The sequence below is a fragment of the Chryseobacterium sp. POE27 genome (assembly GCF_039727685.1).
Classification (GTDB): Bacteria; Bacteroidota; Bacteroidia; order Flavobacteriales; family Weeksellaceae; genus Chryseobacterium.
The window spans coordinates 1,920,307-1,939,850 of the sequence record NZ_CP152475.1 but is presented as its reverse complement, the minus strand read 5'-3'; the positions used below and the strand labels follow the sequence as shown (position 1 = coordinate 1,939,850).

Sequence of the window (19,544 nt, the reverse complement as noted above, 5' to 3'; positions counted from 1 at the left end):
TTTTAGGCACCTATAATTGTATTGGGTAGAAATTTCCTATAAAAAATCAAGAAAGGAATCTTTTACCCATCGGGACTCAATACCAATCTGCGACCATCCATCTTTTTGAGAATACACAAATATTTCAGTTCCTTTCTTTAAGGAGGCTAGTTTTGGATAGGCAGTCCCTGCTCCTGACCGGACATTCAATACATCGGCGTTTACAACAGCTCTTCTAACTACCTTGGTATATCGGGAATTTACCCAATGCTCTGCAGATGAAGAAATCCTGTACCAACCATTATTTTCTTCATATACCCGAAGGACAGCACCTAAAATTGCCGGAGCTCTCTCTTTAGATAGTGCATAATTATTTCCTGCTCCTCTCCGGATATTTAGTGTATCAGAAGTAACGGAAACATATTTTGAAACAATGGTTAAAACATCTTCAATGACTGGAACATTGAGCTTTTGTTTTATTAATGGGATAAAGTTCTTTTGACAATCTTCTACTTTGTTTCCCCCCAAAGAAGTTAGTTCCCGGACAGGATTTATTATTCCCGGAACCATTATTCCTGACACCTGTAGCTAAATTGAACCAATGATGATAAACGATTCTATTGGTATCGGGATTAAAATTGAATTTCTTACACAGTGCAGCTGTAACACTGATGATCGCATCTCGCTGAGCATCTGTCATTTCATCAGCGCCCTTATCAAAATTACCTATATTCTCAATGCAGATAGCATTCGCATTGTTCCCGGTGATGCAGGCTGGAGATTTTTCAATGCTCCTTCCCGTAAGAATACTGCCATCAGGAAAAATGGAAAAATGCTGACCGATGTCCGCCCAGCCATTAGTATTGATATGGGTGTTCTTCATACTTTTCTGAAGCTCAAAATGATTGTTGTTCTTAAAATGAATATACGAAGGAATATAGGTATGATGCTGCTGAATGAGAAGTATCGTTCTTGCAATTTTCAGATTAGCAATATAAGTTTCAAACTCGCCCAAAGTCATTTTAATGAAGCCGAATTTTGTTTCCATTGGTTAAGTAGTTTTTGATTATCAGGTATGATACCACATACGTTCCAGCATTCTCCTTTATGATACCTACTTGTTTTTCATTAAGCATTATCTTATCCTTTTTAGTTTTTATTTTCTGAGAAAATGCTAAAAAAGGGAAAATTAGTAAAAGAAAAAAATATTTTTTTCATAGGTATTGTTTTCGATTCATTTTTTTTACTACATTTGTCTCATAGGATTGCCTCACCCTCGGGTGAGGTTGTCTTTTTTTACAGGGTTAGTATTTCTTCTCTGGTATAATGTGATAATATATTATTAATTACCAAGCTGATTCTTTTCATTCCTTTATCGTTTCCTGATAATAAAGCTACTTTTAGAACTTCAATATTTTTAGAAACAAAAACAGTATCGTTTCCAAGATTAATGATACATTCTCTTGCTCCCGTTTTTCTGGCTTTTTTTACAGAATTCTTTAAAAAGTGATGTGAACTTCCAGGAATACTTCCATCCCACATTCTCATATAGGAGTAGTAGCATCCGAACTCTTTGGTTCTTAAGTTATAAACATGAGGATTCTTCTTTATATCGGTATTGATTTCAGGAAGAACAAGATACTCATCCTGCATTTGTTTCCAAAAGCTCAGGGCTTCAGGATTATTCATATTAAATGTCCCCGTATTATCCTGATGACCACCTGCAGTATTGTAAAAAGTAAAAGGAGGCATCAATAGATTTTCATCCTTTGTCAGATTTGAAGTTCCAAAATATGGTTTATAACGGGCAAGGTTAATATCATCTTCAATGATATTGAGCAAATCGCTTCCTATCGTAAGGATATTTTCCTGAGTGCTCATCATTCCTGCCGTATTTTCTGTAATCACTTTGAAATGATGGTAGATAGGGTTACCCTCAGAATCCTGAACGGGCAGATTACCAGACCCCCAATCGGTATCGGCAAGATTTAATGATACGAGACTATCATTGGTTTGGACAGTTGCTATTTCTACCCAATTCCCCTGATTATTCATTTTATATAGATGATATTTTGCTTTATAAGCTTGTTTATCCCAATAGAATATAACATCGGACAGTATATTTTGACTATTTTGCGGAAATGCTGTATAAGTTAACACTGGCGAGTTAGGAAGTATATTTTCAGTAATAGTAGTGACCATCAGTTTTGAAACCTCTGAAGGTGCGTAGTCCGTTACAATAACAGGAGTTTGACCAGTATATTGTGCTTCCGCATATTCAATTTCGGCCTCTACAGTTACCCTATAGTACAGCGGGTCACTGAAAGGAATTTCCGGCAGATCTGAAAAATCATCTAGTACAGTCCATAATTCATCTCCAATGATATCTGCTTCTTCAAGATTGACTTCTTTGACCAACGTCATGGAACGGACAGACATTGCATCCGCCATGTTCAATGCCCGGTATAATTTTGCCTTTTTGATATTATGAACACTATCGTAGGAATTAATTTTCACATCCATTCCGGGAGAGATTCCTAAAACAGTATTTTCAAGTTTCGGAATAACACTTCTGATCTCAGGTGTCTTTACAGGATAAGAATTGACAAGTCTTACTGGTCCTACCGCAGGACTCAGCTCACTTTGTTCCATTTGGGAATTGGATTCCTTTACCGCATAGAAATATACACTCTTAGAATTTCCGTCTAAGGTAAAATCTACAAAAAGTGTTTTGTGTGGATTGGTTCCCAAAACCTTTGCCATCGGTGCCATATCGAAGTCGGGAGATGAAGGACTTAAAAGTGTACCGTTCCTGTCTCTTATTACTTGTATCTTTGGAATAGGCTTATAGTCTCCTGATTTGATATATTGATAGATAATTGGTATTTCTGTCAAAGGAATATAGGTATTCTGAACAGTTTGTTTTACAAAATCATAAAATTTCAATTCACCATATCTCCCTTGAGAATCAATGGGAATTACCACCTTTTCAAAATTATTAATATCCTGAACAGAAATATGTGGCACGTTTACACTGAAGTATATGTTATGTTCATCAATAAAACGGTTGATATTTTCAAAAAACGCAGCGTTATTAGGGATTGGCAATCGATAGCCATTATACTCTTTAAACAGATGGTTAACAGTATCAATCGTTACATTCGCCAGGTCAAGCAAACGGTCGTTGATGAATTCATCATTATTATTGTTTCTTATGTCCTCTACAGAATTCGCTTCTACATCTTGTCCATATTTGGTTTGCTTGTAAAGTGAGCTTAGCAGAATATCGTCATTGGTTCTTAAGAAATTTGCACTAAAAGGCTTATGCTCATATTGAGTTGTAAAAGCGTAAGTAGAACGTCCGAAATAGTCAGGTCTCGTAGCATATAATGCCCCAATTGGTTGTTGAGGAGCTTGAGGTACCTGAATCTTCCTTGAAAACATCAGAGTCGGAGTAGAAATTTTAGATCTGTTATTAGTCGTAATATCATTATCTAAACTTCTTAATCCAAAAATGGTATATTTTTCCAAAACATTCTCATCCTGCGAATAAATATTCTGCACATCTAAACGACATGGAGCATTATGATAAAGATATACTCTGTATCCAGGATAAAAGTTTACAAATGATTCATAGATCGGTGTTGTGGCTGAATCAAATAACTCATCACTATCATAACTTTCATCAAATGCATAAATAATTAAATCGCCATTCCCGATCGTATCCTGATCAATTCTCAATACTTTTAAAATTTTTCTTTCCTCTGATTCCCTGCCTTTTCTTGGGATCCGAATAGTTCCCTGATACCATTGAACGCTTACCTGTCCCGGAGAAGGATTGTATTGAGGATGATTATTCAAAATATATCCCGGAAAAGTTATTTTATAAACACCCTGAAAAACAGGAGTAATACTATCTGTAAATTCTACGATCTGAGCTTCCTTGTAAACTCCCCTGAATTTTCTATAGTACAGATTGGTTGTAATATCGGGGTCCTGACCGGAATAAGAAACGACCTCTTCGGTGTGCTCTGACCAATCTGCAGCCCCTATTCTCACTTTTAACGGATGAGGATTTACATTTCCCCAAGTTGTTTCGTTCTGCATATTTTCCACCACCATAAAAGATTGTCCGGTTGAAGGAGTAACAAAATTAGCCGGGTCAAAAGAAATAGTTCCCCCCTTGCCCAAAAGCATCAGCGACTTGTTTTTTTAAAATATGAATTATAGGAAGATCAGGATTTGATCCCAGGACGATGTCTTGAATAATGAATTCGTCCGTTCCTACTGTAAGAATTCCACCTATATAATTAGGAATCTCTGCTGATGAAATGGAAGGTGATAACACCTGTGCAGAATTTGGCGTATTTGGATCCCCCCGTGCTGTACAAAGTTAGATTTCCTGACTGGATAATACATACCAAAGGGTTACCCGGCAGATCAGAAATACTTGAAATGGTTCCGAATATCTGTTTTGGAATCTGAGGACGGTAGAATAGTTCCACTTCATCTCCAAACATTACGGGATTAGCGATCGTTTGATCAAAATCATTGACTTCCTGTCCATTGACTGATTTAAGGTAGGAGATCATATCCTGTGAGGCGTCATAATCGAACGTTAGACGGATAAATGTTTTGTCCTGAATTCCTGTATTCGCAGTAATTATTTCAAGGATATCCTGTTCATTCTGTGACGTGAACAGTAAAGGATTTTCCTTTTGTATTAGAGTAGCATTAATATTTGATGGAGGTAACAGAATATTGGCCGGTTTTATTTCCGTTATAATACTCCAGGTCTGGTATGAGGATCTTGATCTTGAAAACCAGTTAACTCCATATGAACCATAGATATGTGTTGCTGTTTCGGTTTCTCTGTGGACAAATGCGGCCTGCCCAATATCAGGCAATGCAATTGATATGGTCTCATTATGGGCAATATTGCCTGAAGAATCTACATTCTGATACAGAACATCATTCGGCAATTCCGTTGATCTCCATTGCATCTCGCCCTCCCGTTTGTATTCTATGCCCACAAATACCGGATAGGTAAACTTCGACATATCAAAGTTTTGGTTTGAAAAAAAGAATGGACTGTCTTCTGGCTCGTCAGGGGTCAATTCTTTCGCAAATAAGCTCAAAAATCTGGCCGTACCATCGTGTGTGTACCCATCATCGTCAGTTATATTCTGTGTGTTTCCGGTACTTGGATCAGAAGATATGATTCCCGGAACGGGTTCCAACAGGTCGACTGGAAGGGTAGTTCTTTGGTCATTTAAGGATGTTGGCAAAGAGAGCGATAAATGCACTACGGTCTGCGCGCCATTACCATCATTTAGATCTGCGTCAGTAGTGTACTGTGCAGCATAAACAAACTGAGCTCCACTGTAAACCTCCGAAGCAAAATCCAAATGACCTAATCCCAGCATACGGGCAACGTGATAATCAAAGGAAGCCATCTGAAGGATACTAAGATGTGAGATCTCAAGATTATTTTCATCATCAATAACTTCATTATCGTCATTCTCCAAATGATAGATCTCAATAGCAAGAGGATTGTTTGGATCATTGCTTCGTTCTATATATTCTTTTACTGAATGTTTGATCTGGTTTCTTTCGTCATCCAGATCTCCATTCCATTTGGTAAGGTAATTTTTAATATTTACAAATTCTCCGTCATTATATCTGGGCCAAACTGCGTGTACAGGATGATTATCGGGATCAGGATCCAGCCAATTCCTAATTTGATCGTCATCAAGAGATAAACTGTATTTTCCAAGCTCCTGCCACCCACCTGACCTGTTAGCGGAAAGAATAAAATCATTGTAGAATTCAAAATCTATTGCAGTAATATAAGAACCGGATGAGGCAAACCGGATACTTCTTCCGTTTTCAGAAAATATTTTTTGGGATAGTCCATTCACATCAAGATTTTGCCTGAAAGTAGTATTTTTGGGAAGGTTGATCTGATTGGTCTCTACAGAAAGTATCTCGGTTTTAAACGTACCTGTCGAACCGGATGCATACATCCTCACAGCAAAGAACAGATGTTCTTTTATTTCTATTTCAATAAGATTATTGCCATATTGCTGAATAAAGCCTATTGGATTACCCAATGGATCTATTGAGTTTCTGATCTGCTGGTATTTGGTCTGATTTCTAAAGTAAACATAGAATTTCTTATTATTCACCTGATACAGCCAGATTCCCATATTATCGACCGTTGCATTGGGCGGAACGGAAAAATCTAATCTGGTCGATACCGGGTTATAAGGAACTTTGAATATCTTTACAAAATCATCCGGGCGGTTAAATCCTTCCGGAGATCCTGAATAATGATCTCCTTTTGGTAGATGTTCTGCAATAGCTCCTTTGAGCATCCATCTTAAATGGATTCCTGCTGAGCTGTCCTGACCTGTTGAACCGGCTGCCTGAAGATAAAGACAGGCAGATTGTTCCAACCCTTCCAAAATGGTTCCTTCAGATTTACAAATCTCACTTACTTTAGGAATCTCTTCAGAAACTTCATAAGAAATCTTTTCCTCCCGTGCTTCAATGTCCCGAGGATTCTCTGCACGGAAATCCTCGGTATAACTTTGGCTAATTCTAAGTTTATCCCGCTCTAATTCTTTTGTTACACAGGTATTGGCATCTCTATCCATATAAATAGATAAGCCGTTTCCTCCATCAGCAAAAGAACTTGCATATAGCGTGGCTGTAAGGAAACCTGAGGACTCCAGAAACGACAACATATTAAAAGCTGTAGATTCTAAATCTACCGAAATTTGTTTTTTCCAAATAATGTTTAAAGACAGATCTGTTTTATAAATGATATCCTCAATTGCAAAATATAGATGGTCATTTGAAAGACAAAATGCATTTACATCACTTCCTGTTATGATATAATTGGATGTTGATACCGGTGCTGCGACATTTTCAAGAACTTCCTGATTTCTGTTTAAAAGCACTATACCTATTAAACCTTCTCCATTTTCCACTTTTGCAGCCAATATGAGATTATCATTCATCTCTATCCTAAAGATATTATGGAGATCTTCTCGTGCATTTAGGAAATAGATATTCTGTACCGAAAAATCCCAACTGTACAATTCGGCAATTGCCGCTCTTCCCTCATAATTTCCGGCAAGGTATAAAGTGTCGTTCTTGACCTGTAGATCATTTGCATTAATTATTTTGGATAGCGACACTTTTTGATGTAACTGACTCGAACTGTCAAACCTTGATAAGGTTTGGAAAGTGATACCAGAAGATTCATCATATTCCAGACTAAGAACATAGAAATAAGTTTCATTGTTCCCTGCATTAACAATTCTCTGGATATGGTATCCCATGTTGAGATGACTGAATGCCCGTGCTCTGTTTATATCACCGTCACTATTGATGGTCAGTAGATTCAGCGTACTGTTATCGGTACTTTTGGCGGTAATGATATATTGACCATAGAAAGCCGCTTTAACATCTGATTCCTTCATAGGTATTGCTCCAACCTGAATCATTTCCAATTCTATTTCACCAAATGACATTTCGGAATGAAAAAATTCTTTGGACCAGACCACTTTTCCATTAGTGTCTGTTTTAGTGACATTGAAACGATCTCTTATTCTGCCTCCCGGGGAACCGATAGAATAAATGTATGATTCATTATTCTCTACAAATTCTTTTGAGAATGACAGCGTGCGATAATATTGATTTACGAATGACATAGTCTTAGTTTATTTTAATGTTTTCTGCAGTTATCACCGAAGAGTTTATATATTCTGTCCCATTCCATGTTTTATAAATAAATTGGAAGTCAAGCTCTACATCATCGATCCATTTATTGTTATTCATAATAATTGCTTTGGCAAAATCTTTTGAATAAAGAAAATGGAAGTTTTGATCTACGGTAGTCGTACCACTTTGAGGCACTTCAATCATTCCTGGTTTGATACCGTTGCGGTTGACCTCACTCAGTGGAATTTTTGGATGATTGAAAGGTTCAGGATTTCTAATCAGTAAAGCCACCACTTTTCCGGTATTAACATCAATAACCTTATTAAATTCAGTTGTAACCGCATCTTCCAAAGGAGAGAAACCAAATAATCCTTCCATAACCCTGTCAAATGGATGTTGATATTGCAGTGCGATCTGCTCACTTAATGTATTATTTTGTCCTTTGATGGTATCAAGCGCAGCTTGTATCTTCGCTGGTTCAAGAGCTTTTTCCAGTGGATAAACTGCTTGCTTGATCAGATCATTTCCATTTTCGTCCTGATAAGATATGAAACAGCTTTTCACCTGCTCTTCAAACTTACCATATCGGGAAGTTTGGAAAACAAATTTGTGAACTTCCTTGGCATACTTCACTTTGCCCTCTTCATTGATATTCTGGATATCAAAAGCATTTTTCCCCCAATAGAAATTAAGGACCTGAACAGTGTATAATTTCTGTGGTTTCAGCTTTTTAGGAGTGATAATTCTATAGTTTGATCTAGGCTTTATCAGCTTAATATCTCCTATACATGTATTATTTAAAAGCATGTTGAAATACTGATTATAAACTGGAGATACCGGTGGATTATCATCTTCCTCCCAAGATTCTATGGTCTGAGGAATTTCCACATCTTCCACAACAGTATCAAGCCTTGGTGGATTGATAATTTCTGTTCCTTCTACCGGATCTTTGATGATGATCTTCATCGTTCCACCCAACTCGGGAAATACAGGATTACCATTTGTATCTTTAATGGCTTCCCATCCTTCAAGAAGTTTTGAAACATAGGTCTTGTTAAAGTATAATCTGATCTCAGTCGTCTCATCATCATAGAATAAAGGTTTTGCATTGACCACATTTCCATCAGCATTGGGATAAGACCGGTCATAATCAATATAGTTTCTCAGATTGGTATGAGGGTACAAGTCAGGATGTGGTGTTTCTTGTCTCACTGTATTCCAATTTGGATCACGGACGATTCCAGTAGTATCTTCTAATATATTTGGTATTTCAACCGGAATATCTCCGTATGTTGACTGATGATCGAGATGGAAGAATCCTAACGGCCCTGCTGTACGGAATCCGTAAGCATAAGGATAGGTTTGTCCTCCCTGCCCGTTATCTACCGTATCTTTTAGTATAAATTTTACATAATATTTGGTATCTGGTCTCCAAATGGGCTGAATGGATTTTGTAATACTTGCAACAGCTGCCTCTGTATCAGACTGAATTGCATCTTGCCCGGGAATATTAACATTGTATGTATAATTCTCTACAGTAAGCCATTGTATCTCGTGGAAAAGCGTGATACATTTCTTATCTGGCTTACAATTGCCTAAGTCTTTAATAATTGCAACCAATTCATCACAAGCTTGATTATAGCTTACCTCGTTGAGTGAATACAACATCCATCCTCCTTCAAGTATTGACTGAATATAGGTGATCTGTCTATCAAGTATTGAATTTAAATAGCTGTAGTTTGGATTCTGTTTTATAAAATCAAGATATGCGCTTAATAGCGGAGATTCGCTTATAGGAGGTTTATCAGCGAAATGTCCATGGTCTTGATAGGAAAGGTAATCGGCCAGATCACATAGAATCTGATCCTCACAAGGACGAGCAAGTTTCAGCCAGTCTAATATTTGTTCATACTTAGATTTTAATATTTCGAAACGGCTGATAATACCATCAAAGTCATAGGGATCACCTACTATAAAACGTTCTAATACTCTTAGATATCTCGCATATTGCTCCATATTAAGCACAAATAATGATGAGTCAATACCGCTTCCGCTTAATATTTCAAGAACTGTTCTAAAGGCTTCCAGATTATTTTTGATAAAATCCGCAAAGACTTCCTTCAACGTATCAGGGTCGGGCTGATCACCACGATAAGGATACATTTGATTGAAGTTATTATTGAAATACCCGATCAGTTCAGGGTAAATACGGCAAGCGATCTCGTAGTACTCTTTTTCTACGCCCTCACATCCAACTGATCGCAATTTTTGAAGCTGTATGGATAGCTCATTATACAATCTTGGATTGCTTGGCTGTATATTATCAATAGCCCCGCCTTGTTCCAAAGCGATCTGGTAGCCTTCATCCATCAATATTGCCATCTGCTCTAAAATTTCATTGATGGCATCAGTATCAGGTGTGTCAGGGGTAATAACGATTCGGGTCACGGCTTCCTGTGTATTAGGATTTGTGGCGGAGTCAAGATAAATTACTTCCTGATTAAGTTCATCTTTGGTTTTATAGATCTCAAAAACATTGCTATATTGAGGATTATAAATTGTACTATTTAAATCTCTTGTATAGAATGCAATCGTTAAACCTGTACTATAAGTACTTAATTTAAGTTTAATATCCAACGATGGAGCAGGAAGCATAATGATCAGTGGTGTCTTATTTGGAAATTCCAAAGACCGATTGAAACCGAAAACATTAGGTTTATCTGACACCATTGCCGAATCTCCCTGCATCGTAATACTGCCATCAGGATTTACAATATACTGCACATCTCCCTGCAACTGGTAGGAAGCTCCTTTACTTTGGAAGAAGTTGGACGTCGATGCGTAATATACCGTACCTACTGGTTTGTCCAAGAAATCGGAAATAGAATTCTCTATCGTCTGTCCTTGACAGAAAAGTGTAGAAGACATTATCCCATATTGCTCAGGGATGAACCAGCCCGGCTGCCCCTGCTCTGTATAAGAGAACGGTGTAGTCGCTAATAAACGAATGGCATTATACTGGTCGTCCTTTTTCTGCCATTGTCCGACTTTCAAACCTGCGAAAGTGTTTACATCTTCAGGGTATAAGGCTATATATGGATTATAATCTTTCCATTGCCCGGTCAGCTCACTATAGGCTTTGATTTCGATGCTTTCCACAGAATACTGGTGTTTCACCTGTCTCAACTCTAAACCTTTCATTACTTTTTCAGGTGGAATCAGATCTGTGTACAATCCTGCAGGATTGCTGTAACCTCCAATGATATTGGCAGTCGTCGTGTTAGGCAAAAGTCCTTTGGTGGTTTTGATATCGATATAGCTATCCAGAGGAATCACTTTATCAATAGCATTTACATTAATAGAATTAGGATCTAACCTTTTAAGATCAAAAGTTTCATTGGTTAGCATACTGATCCCTTTTACAAGAGCGTCTTCCTGACCAGATATTTCGGTGAATGGATTCACAGGAGTTCTGTCTACCTGTTTGTTGAATTCCCATTTCAGTTCTATCTGGGCTTTGAATTTGATCTTGAAGAATATAACTTTTATTTTGAATTCTACTGTGAAACGCCCATAGATCAGGAATGGTTTTGGAGATTCTACTGCAAGTAAAATTGTTACTGCAATATAAATTCTGAATATTTTTACATTGATATCAATCGCCAATCCTGCCTCGATGTAGGCACCCATCTGAGGTTTTTGGAAACTGATTCGTCCGCCTAGTTCCAAGTATGCTAATACAAAGATCTTTACCGGTCCGAATTTTCTGTCAAATCTGAATTCTCCTCTTGCTCCGGCTTTGATACCTTTTCCTGAGATCATCAGGTATGCTTTCAGAGTAAAAAGTTCCATAAGGAGCTTAGCCGAAATCGGCTGCTGCTCCGTTCCGAAATTGATGTACCAAGCTGACGGATTGTTGAAGTTGAAGCCTGCCTGTATCTCTGCATAGAGCTTGATAATATCTCCTGAATCTTCAGGGAACTTATAATCTGCTCCGAAGCCAAATTCCAGAGAATTATCTCCGAAAATGAAGAATGCAAAGAATGGCGGATCATCAGAGAAACTTACTCGTTTTGAGAGAAGCTTCATTCTTGCATCAACCATAACCATTGATGGCAATGAAAGCAGCAGCATAGCATTGGCGGAAATAATATTTCCCATTGCCATTGTATCACCGATGATTGCCCCAACCCCCCAATGAGAAAGGGAAACCATAATTTTCTGTCTGATCCGGACGGCTGAATTTATGTACGTTAACTCCTCTTTCCGGAGCGGTATAATATTGATACCATGTATTGGTTTCGTTCATACCAATGGCCTTTTTCTCAGCTACATAACGATAGCCTAAAAGTCCACGGAAACCATATAATGAAACAGGTCCCAATGCGATGGGGTTTGGTAATTCTATAGCGGCATCAATAAGAAATGCAGGATATTTTGGAGCCAATCGCATATCCACTTTTCCATTGATTCTAGGTTTCTTTATTTTAAGGTCTACACCTCCCTGATATTCCTGCAATGGATCACCAGGTTCCGGAATAGTCAACCAGCCTTTGATGGCAACACTTGGATCACCGGAATTGGCTGGAATGACCATATCAATATGAATGGTTTGGATATGAAGATAGGAGTCATGCGGTTTGTCAGGTCCGTCATCTATGGTGTAATAATACTTGATGCCATCTCCACGGGCATCTATACCCGCAACACCAATACTTACACCGCCATCAAAACCGAAATAGTTGTATTTCCTGATCTTTCCTTTATATTCTCTTTCGTGGGAACCAAAATGAATGGCAGTGACTGAAAGCTCAGTAGGACCAATTTTTAATTTTACAGGTTTAGGAAGTGTAAGATTACCTCCATTTACACGGAAATCTATACGCCCGTCACTGTAAATACGAAGAGCGGAGATGCTGATGGTCTGACCTTCCAAGAGATCACCGAGAAAATCTAAAAATTCTATTTCTGCTGTTGCTCCAATAAATAAATCGTCTCCTTCTTTACCAAGTTCTATCGAACGTAAATGAAGTTTGAAAACATTTCCAAATTGTATTGGAAATGGAGGATTTGTTGATGCTGTCAACAAAAAGTCTCCGTTGCCATCCAGATGTCCGGCAACATCTATCTGCACGGGTTGCCCGCCAACTACTGGAGTATCATCAGGATATTTGAATTTAGGAATTTTTAGACTTCCCGCAATGTTGGATGCTGTTACAGAATTTTTTAAAAGGGTAACATCAAAAGATCTGAATCCTACGGCAAAGCCATCTTCTTTCCCTATTCTTTTCCAAAGCACATTATCACTAAGACTTGCTAGATATAGCTGATAGGCGGGTGCTGTATCAAAAACAAGTGAATCTGATTGTCCAACTGGAGTTAATGACAAAGGAAACTTAAAAGGATAAGGTGCTTCTGAAGAAGTACTCAGTGATTGTAAAATATTCTTGAGTTCCTGATAATTATTAACATCTATTTCTATCAGTTCTTCTGTTGACGGAGAGATTATATCATAAATGGTAATTGGATAATCGAAGCTGAAATCGTTATTATAATACTCAAAACTACCTCCCGGGTTTATAATCGGAACAGATTCCAGCATTATAGTTCCTGAAACACCGCCATTTCCAACCAATAAATCATATGCTCCTAATCTTAAAGTGGTGGACGAATTTCCAGAAGATGTATTATCATCATAGAACCATTTTGGAGGGAAAGTGACTGAAATAGCTCTTGCATACACTCCCATAAAATCAGAAGAATATCCGTAAGCATCAGCTTCAGGTATGTTTTTAGTTCTGCTCAGGTCTAGTTTTAATCGGTCTATTTGGATGAGCAGACCTGTATTTCCTATTTCCGAATAGTCTGGTCTTAATGTTCCGGCAATGTCAATGTTGTAACCGATTCCGGCAGCAGTATCTGCATAAAATACAGCTTTTGCAAAATCAAAATAGGTCTTATGTGTTTCGTCAGTATCGGGTGTAAGTTCACCATTAACATTATATATCCAAGGCTTTAATATGTTTCTTGGGAATTCAATTGAAGCTGATGTTTCTAAAGTTACTAAAGCGTTAGGTGTTATTATCTCTTGTATATATTCATTAATATTAATAGGTATAATAGCTTCGAAGAAAAAATTGAGATTATCTTTTGTATTGGAAATACTGGAACTATCAAAAATATAAGTGAAAAATACTGCCAGTGATGTACCTCCCAAATAGGCATTATCGATAGACTCTGCTAATTCGCTTATCCTATCTACAGAAGTGGGATATGGAATTGGAGTTGTCAAAGATCCTGCTAATTCATCATTAATATCATCAACAAACTTATTTACTACATCCCCCATTGTAACAGTAAAAATATTTATAGCATTGCTAATAATTGTAGTTTCGGTAAGATTAAGACTAACTACTGCGACATTAAAGAGTTCTTGTGGAGAAAACGAAAAACTGTCAAGATTAAATTCAGAAAAATTTACCAGAATCGGCCAATTATACTGTACAGTTATAGGAAATGAAGATATATTCATATCATCATAATCCCTATTTAATATAAACTTTAGTCCATAAACCAAATCAAAACCGATTTTATCACGAGGCACTATGCTAAGGCTGTAAAACGCGCTGTCTCCTGCCTGGCTGATACTGGCCTGATAATTTTTATAGTATAGTTTTGCAAATATGCTTTGGGCAAGGTTTTTTACAAAGTCCAGCGAACTTGGAATATTATCCAAAGTAATTAAATCGGATAGCTTTGGATAATATGGTTTTTGTGGTAATGTTGGCATCTGATCTATTATTTTAACATTAAAATGGTGTTCTATTTAGTCAACAGTTTCAATTTTAGTTTCTTAAAATTTATGTAAACTAGTGATACATTTTTTCTGTATATATTTGTACAGTATTTCTTTATTAAATAATCCCATGTTTTTTGTTTTTTTGTATTGAACACATTTTGTGAATAAGAGAGTACTTATTAATGAAAAAAGCACTAAGAATATCTTTTTCTTCTTTTTGCGTTATAAATCTTCAAAAAAGAAAATAAACCGTTACAAATCATACATTCACTTAGATTCAAACAAGTGATACAGTTGCTTTCCATATTGTTCCATATTATCTAGTCCTCTGAAGTTATTAAACTCTTCTTGATTCATCTCAAATAAAACTTTTCCGGTTTTGTCATCAATAATAATGGTTTTAGGCTCTATTGGTTGATCCTGTAGTCCCTCCAATTGTATTATCCAAAAAGAATTATTTTTTCCATCAAAACTTCTACTAATTATTATTGAAGGATAGTCATATGAATCTGCAATTTTACCCACATCATAATAGCTCATCCTGAAATATTTTTCGTGATCGATGTGCTGTAATAGATTTCCAGCTTCATCATAAACATACCAATTCCCAGCTGGATAATAGCCATTTGGAGTATTAATCCAATGCCTTATCATATGAACATTTTCATTAGGGTAAAATTCTATTGTAGTTTGCAAATTTTGGGTAAATTCTTTTGGGCTATTAAAATGTTCTTTTCTTCTTGGAATCGGTTTTTGTATATCATCTTTTTTCCTTCTACCAATCAAGACCAATTTGCCATCTTTATATTTATAACTAAAATCATTATGTTCAAAAACTAATTCGTTTTCATTTTTGTTTAATAATTTAGAAGAATCTTTAGTTTTTTCAAATATTTTTTCATTTTTTGCTTTCACTAAATCGCTTAATTTAGGAACTCCTAAATTATCTTTGGTTATATTTGGTATATTCATTCTAAGATGTTTTTTCTGTTTTACAATAATATCTTTATGCTGAGCGTTGCAACTTGTAAAAATTAATAGCAATACGATTATAAAAATTAACTTTTTCATTTTTTCACATTTTTTCTTGCAAGTATCCATTGCCAATGAAATAAAGACCTGCGATTTTTTCCAATATGGTGAGAATAATCTAACAAATTATCCGTCATAGTTCCTTTATACACATAAAATGAATTTACATCAGTTTTATCAAATGTGTGAGGTATACCTAACGAATGATAAACTTCGTGCGCTACAGTTTCATTATTATCAGTAGCGAGTTTAAAGACCAATAGATTAGTCCATTTTCCGCTTGAATATCCATTTAGCTGGCTTTTGAAGGTTGTATCATTAGTCATACAATAGCCATTAATATTCATAAAAAACACTACCAAATAACTTTTATATTTGCTATCATTGTATTTTGCTGGCAATTGATTAGTAAGATATTGCTTAAGATCAAGTCTATTAGCTTTAGAGGGTTCATAATAGGCTCTTATACTATAAATAGGACTACCCGAGGTCCCAGTATTTCTAATAAACATTCCTTCATTGTTTGAAGGATTAGCATCATCAGGGGCGAACTCTTTGTTGAAGTTGATATCAGAGGTTAGATCCAATTGTTTATAATCATCTCCTACTAAAGGAGTACTTGTGTCATTATACATTTCTATATTGGTTTTTATCTGCGATTGTAATAAAAACTGTTCCAGCCACTTCTTATGATTTTTTATATAATCTACACCTACAGGATTTGGATCATCAGTAGAAGAGGGAGGAACTGAAGGCTGCGAAAAGTTTCTTCCTTTTCCATCTGGCATTTTAATTTTAACAGGAACAAGAAGTATATTCTGCACAGGCTTGTTGGCATTGGTAAAAACTTTCAAAACCCCTGCTAATTTATCATCGGCTTTTACCTCAAGAATCTGTGTTGCTCCGAATTCTTCTATACAAGTAATTTCCAAGTCAAAAAACTTTGCTGATGAAGAGACTTTTTTCTGTGCTGCGGGGAGGTCGTAGAAACTATAATTAGGATCAGCTGGATCAATATAATCTGTTGCAGTTATTTTAAAATATTTTTTCGGATATCTTACTCTTAATTTTCCTGGTTCCTTTTTGACTCTTATTCTTAAATTAAGTTTTGCTACGTTTCCTTTATCCAAACTAAGCCAGGAAGTAAAACTTTCTTTTTCACTGTCTGCTAATGACCAATTGGTTTGATTTACAGAATATTCTCGACTTTTTAATTTAGTTAGCATCTTTTTATCAGGCACAAAAGAGCTTAATGGTTCATAGCTATTTCCATCTATTTGATTAGGTAAAGTTCCAACATTATTAGCAAATCCTGTATCATAAATCTTGTTTCCACTTGTATCTTGCCACGTATACTGTCCTTTTCTATACCAATCCATTCCAAACTCTCCGTCCCAATTTTGGTTTGGCCTAAATTCTACAGTAGTTTCTGCAAATTCTTTATAGTAATTAAAGTATTTTGAATAATCACTTGTAAAAAAGAAATACCCGTCAATACTATATACTGAAATTGAAGCTGTAGTTATTTCCTGTATGCCACTAGCATTATCAAATTTTATCTTTAAAGCATACTTTAAAAAAAGAAGCTCCTGTGCCAATAATTTCGTTTTCTAAACTAAAAAACATATTTGTTGCGTTTGGATGATTGGTATTTATGTCATCTATAAGCGTTTTGTAATCTAATTGTGAAATTCCAAGTTGATATATTGGCATACCTTCATCGTTTCTGCGATAAAGTAAACTAAAAATCCCAACACTGCTATCTGTAATTTGACCTCGCCAGATGTCACCTTCGCCATATATGTTTTTACAATATTCAGATGAATCTTTAATTGAATCAAAATATCCAGCAGTAAGATTTCCCTTATTAGAACTCGATAACTCCACATTGGACTCTTGTGGAAATAGGATGTAAGTTCTCAATGTTTTTGATAATATGTTGGGATCTGTTGGGATATTTATAGGATCACTATCTGCAATGTATCCCTCTAAAATAATTTTTAAATTGTAAGCTCCTACGTTTTCACTTTCTTTCTTAAGTGTATACCCTAGAAAGTTAACCACTGCGCCCTGCTTATTAGTAAAATCTTCTCTTTCAAAAATAGAATTAAGATTAGCAAGACCAAATAATAATTCAGATTGGTCTCGGTTGGCATTGTAAAAAATGTAGGTAAAACTGCATATAATTTTATTAGCTCCCGAATCAGCTACAAATGGTAATACAATATTTTTTATTCCCAGAAAATTTGGTACTAAATATCCTGCATTATCAAAATAAGTACTACTATATGCTGAACCTGTTAAATTACTATTGGTGATTTCTAAATTAATTTGTGCTCCCGCAAAAATTATAATCGGCCATTTGGGAGAACTTATATCTTGTTCAGCAGCGTTAATTTTAATCTTATTATTTGTGTCATAAAAATTTAAACTCCTATTTCTAATTCCTTTGACGTAAACATATGTCTTAAATTTATTGATGAATTTATTAATGATATTGGTATAAATACTGCTCTTTGATGAATATGGTGTACTTATCCCCGCAATTCGAATAGCACCTTTATTGTCATTATTATCGGTGATATGAGATCCGTAAAACGCAGCAGGATCTAAAAATTTATAGATGTTTTCTCTAAAGATTTTGGCATCTAAAGCAGTATTGGATTGTGTACCAAATACGTTTGGTAAATTCGCTGTCGACGAATCTTTCGTTGTTAAAATAGTAGAATTGGCTACTATGAAGGACAAGTCGAAATTTAAACCTGTATCAGAGGAATCCTGTGAATAATCTCCTTCATCTAATACGATCTCAAATCCACCGGCATTAGCAACGAACTTACCTAAAGGTGTTCCAGCACTAACCTTTAACAAATTATATGTTTCAGTACTGAAATACTTCTTGATAAGCTCTTTATTTAGACCTCCCGAACCATCTATTACTCCGGTTTTATCTGCTGTAAAATCAGCAGTCGTTTGATTAAACTCTACATATGCATCCCATGCCTTCGTAATAAAATTAAGATTGCTATTTTCATTTATTAAAACGGTTCCTGAAACATCTTTAAAATAATCCGTTGCATCAATGCCTCTATATACAAAATATTTGATTTTAATTCCTAATCCAATTTCCTGCGTAGGTTTCAGAAAAATATTTATTCTATTTGTTGCTCCAGCTTGTTTTGCAATCAATAAAACTCCGCCGGTCACTGCATACGCCTTCAGTGATTGTGCGAAGGTCGTCGTAATCTGAAATCTGTTATTATCTATTGGTCCAAAAGCTTTATCAGTCGGTGCTTGATTGAAATCAGATTCTGTGAAAAAATATGAACTGGGAGATTTTACTTTTATGGCCATTTGCGATTTTATGTTTAATTATTTGTATAAATCTTTCTTACATCTCCAAATATTATATTATTTGAATAACAGAATTTTTAAATTTCTGGCGGAGTGTGATAATTGTTTCGTCTCAAAAGAATCTGAGAATCGTAGCGTACATCAAGGACTGAAAATAGCTTGCAAATTTTAAAATAAAAAAAGCAGGACCATCAAGACCTGCATCAAAGTTCAAATTTAATTTCCAAAAAAACAATACGTAGTTCTACCTGATTTTATAGGTAATGAATATCATAATAATTCTTTGGATATCAAATTAAGATCAATGGCCAAAAGAATAATACCAAGAAATGTTTTGCACCCCGTTTTCTTAATCAAATTATTTTTATGGCCTTCTACAGTACGAAAGCTTATATTTAATTTATCCGCTATCTCTTTACTTTTTAATTCCATAGCAGACCAATAAATAATTTCCAGCTCTCGCTTGGAAAAGTCTAATTTGGTATCTTTTCCACATGGTGCCAATTTCAGATCATCCGTTACTTTTTCAATCCATTTTCTTAGCCTACCTTCAAAATAAAAACCGCCTTGCTTTATTTCCCTGATAGCAGTCAATAATTCATCAGGATCAGAGTCTTTTGTAAAATAACCACGAACTCCATTTATCAAA

At 35.8% G+C, this 19,544-nt stretch carries 10 protein-coding genes; all 10 read right to left on the bottom strand.

The window, feature by feature from the left end:
- Window positions 1-36: 36 nt before the first annotated feature.
- The 10 genes from AAHI02_RS09115 to AAHI02_RS09070 all read right to left on the bottom strand — a co-directional run bounded on the left by AAHI02_RS09115 (window position 37) and on the right by AAHI02_RS09070 (window position 19,543).
- Window positions 37-507, bottom strand: a complete 471-nt coding sequence (locus AAHI02_RS09115) for an SH3 domain-containing protein (protein ID WP_346986371.1) — start codon at window positions 505-507, stop codon at window positions 37-39.
- Window positions 428-1,027: a peptidoglycan recognition family protein gene (locus AAHI02_RS09110; protein WP_346986370.1), complete on the bottom strand. Its 600-nt coding sequence runs from the start codon at window positions 1,025-1,027 to the stop codon at window positions 428-430. Before AAHI02_RS09110 ends, AAHI02_RS09115 begins: the two co-directional genes overlap by 80 nt.
- A 248-nt stretch (window positions 1,028-1,275) precedes the next feature.
- On the bottom strand, window positions 1,276-4,176 hold the full coding sequence (locus AAHI02_RS09105) for a hypothetical protein (RefSeq protein WP_346986369.1): 2,901 nt from the start codon (window positions 4,174-4,176) through the stop codon (window positions 1,276-1,278).
- 113 nt (window positions 4,177-4,289) lie between these two features.
- Window positions 4,290-7,700, bottom strand: a complete 3,411-nt coding sequence (locus AAHI02_RS09100) for a hypothetical protein (protein WP_346986368.1) — start codon at window positions 7,698-7,700, stop codon at window positions 4,290-4,292.
- Between the two features lie 4 nt (window positions 7,701-7,704).
- Window positions 7,705-11,925, bottom strand: a complete 4,221-nt coding sequence (locus tag AAHI02_RS09095) for a hypothetical protein (RefSeq protein WP_346986367.1) — start codon at window positions 11,923-11,925, stop codon at window positions 7,705-7,707.
- Window positions 11,882-14,500, bottom strand: coding sequence for a hypothetical protein (locus AAHI02_RS09090; RefSeq protein WP_346986366.1), 2,619 nt, complete (start codon window positions 14,498-14,500; stop codon window positions 11,882-11,884). The genes AAHI02_RS09095 and AAHI02_RS09090 overlap by 44 nt, the downstream gene beginning before the upstream one ends.
- 276 nt (window positions 14,501-14,776) lie before the next feature.
- On the bottom strand, window positions 14,777-15,580 hold the full coding sequence (locus AAHI02_RS09085) for a hypothetical protein (protein ID WP_346986365.1): 804 nt from the start codon (window positions 15,578-15,580) through the stop codon (window positions 14,777-14,779).
- Window positions 15,577-17,139 carry a hypothetical protein gene (locus tag AAHI02_RS09080; RefSeq protein WP_346986364.1) on the bottom strand — a complete coding sequence of 521 codons (1,563 nt, stop codon included), beginning with the start codon at window positions 17,137-17,139 and terminating at the stop codon, window positions 15,577-15,579. The genes AAHI02_RS09085 and AAHI02_RS09080 overlap by 4 nt, the downstream gene beginning before the upstream one ends.
- The gene (locus AAHI02_RS09075; RefSeq protein ID WP_346986363.1) at window positions 17,090-18,895 is read right to left on the bottom strand and encodes a hypothetical protein; all 1,806 of its coding nucleotides are present in this window, start codon (window positions 18,893-18,895) and stop codon (window positions 17,090-17,092) included. The genes AAHI02_RS09080 and AAHI02_RS09075 overlap by 50 nt, the downstream gene beginning before the upstream one ends.
- A 270-nt stretch (window positions 18,896-19,165) precedes the next feature.
- The gene (locus AAHI02_RS09070) at window positions 19,166-19,543 is read right to left on the bottom strand and encodes a LuxR C-terminal-related transcriptional regulator (protein WP_346986362.1); all 378 of its coding nucleotides are present in this window, start codon (window positions 19,541-19,543) and stop codon (window positions 19,166-19,168) included.
- Window position 19,544: the final 1 nt, after the last annotated feature.

What these genes read in the sequence shown, in the direction of transcription:
- AAHI02_RS09105 (WP_346986369.1), bottom strand. Translation starts at nt 4,176, where the DNA reads ATGCTTTTGGGCAAGGGGGGAACTATTTCTTTTGACCCGGCTAATTTT.
- AAHI02_RS09090 (WP_346986366.1), bottom strand. Translation starts at nt 14,500, where the DNA reads ATGCCAACATTACCACAAAAACCATATTATCCAAAGCTATCCGATTTA.
- AAHI02_RS09085 (WP_346986365.1), bottom strand. Translation starts at nt 15,580, where the DNA reads ATGAAAAAGTTAATTTTTATAATCGTATTGCTATTAATTTTTACAAGT.
- AAHI02_RS09100 (WP_346986368.1), bottom strand. Translation starts at nt 7,700, where the DNA reads ATGTCATTCGTAAATCAATATTATCGCACGCTGTCATTCTCAAAAGAA.
- AAHI02_RS09075 (WP_346986363.1), bottom strand. Translation starts at nt 18,895, where the DNA reads ATGGCCATAAAAGTAAAATCTCCCAGTTCATATTTTTTCACAGAATCT.
- AAHI02_RS09110 (WP_346986370.1), bottom strand. Translation starts at nt 1,027, where the DNA reads ATGGAAACAAAATTCGGCTTCATTAAAATGACTTTGGGCGAGTTTGAA.
- AAHI02_RS09095 (WP_346986367.1), bottom strand. Translation starts at nt 11,925, where the DNA reads ATGGTTTCCCTTTCTCATTGGGGGGTTGGGGCAATCATCGGTGATACA.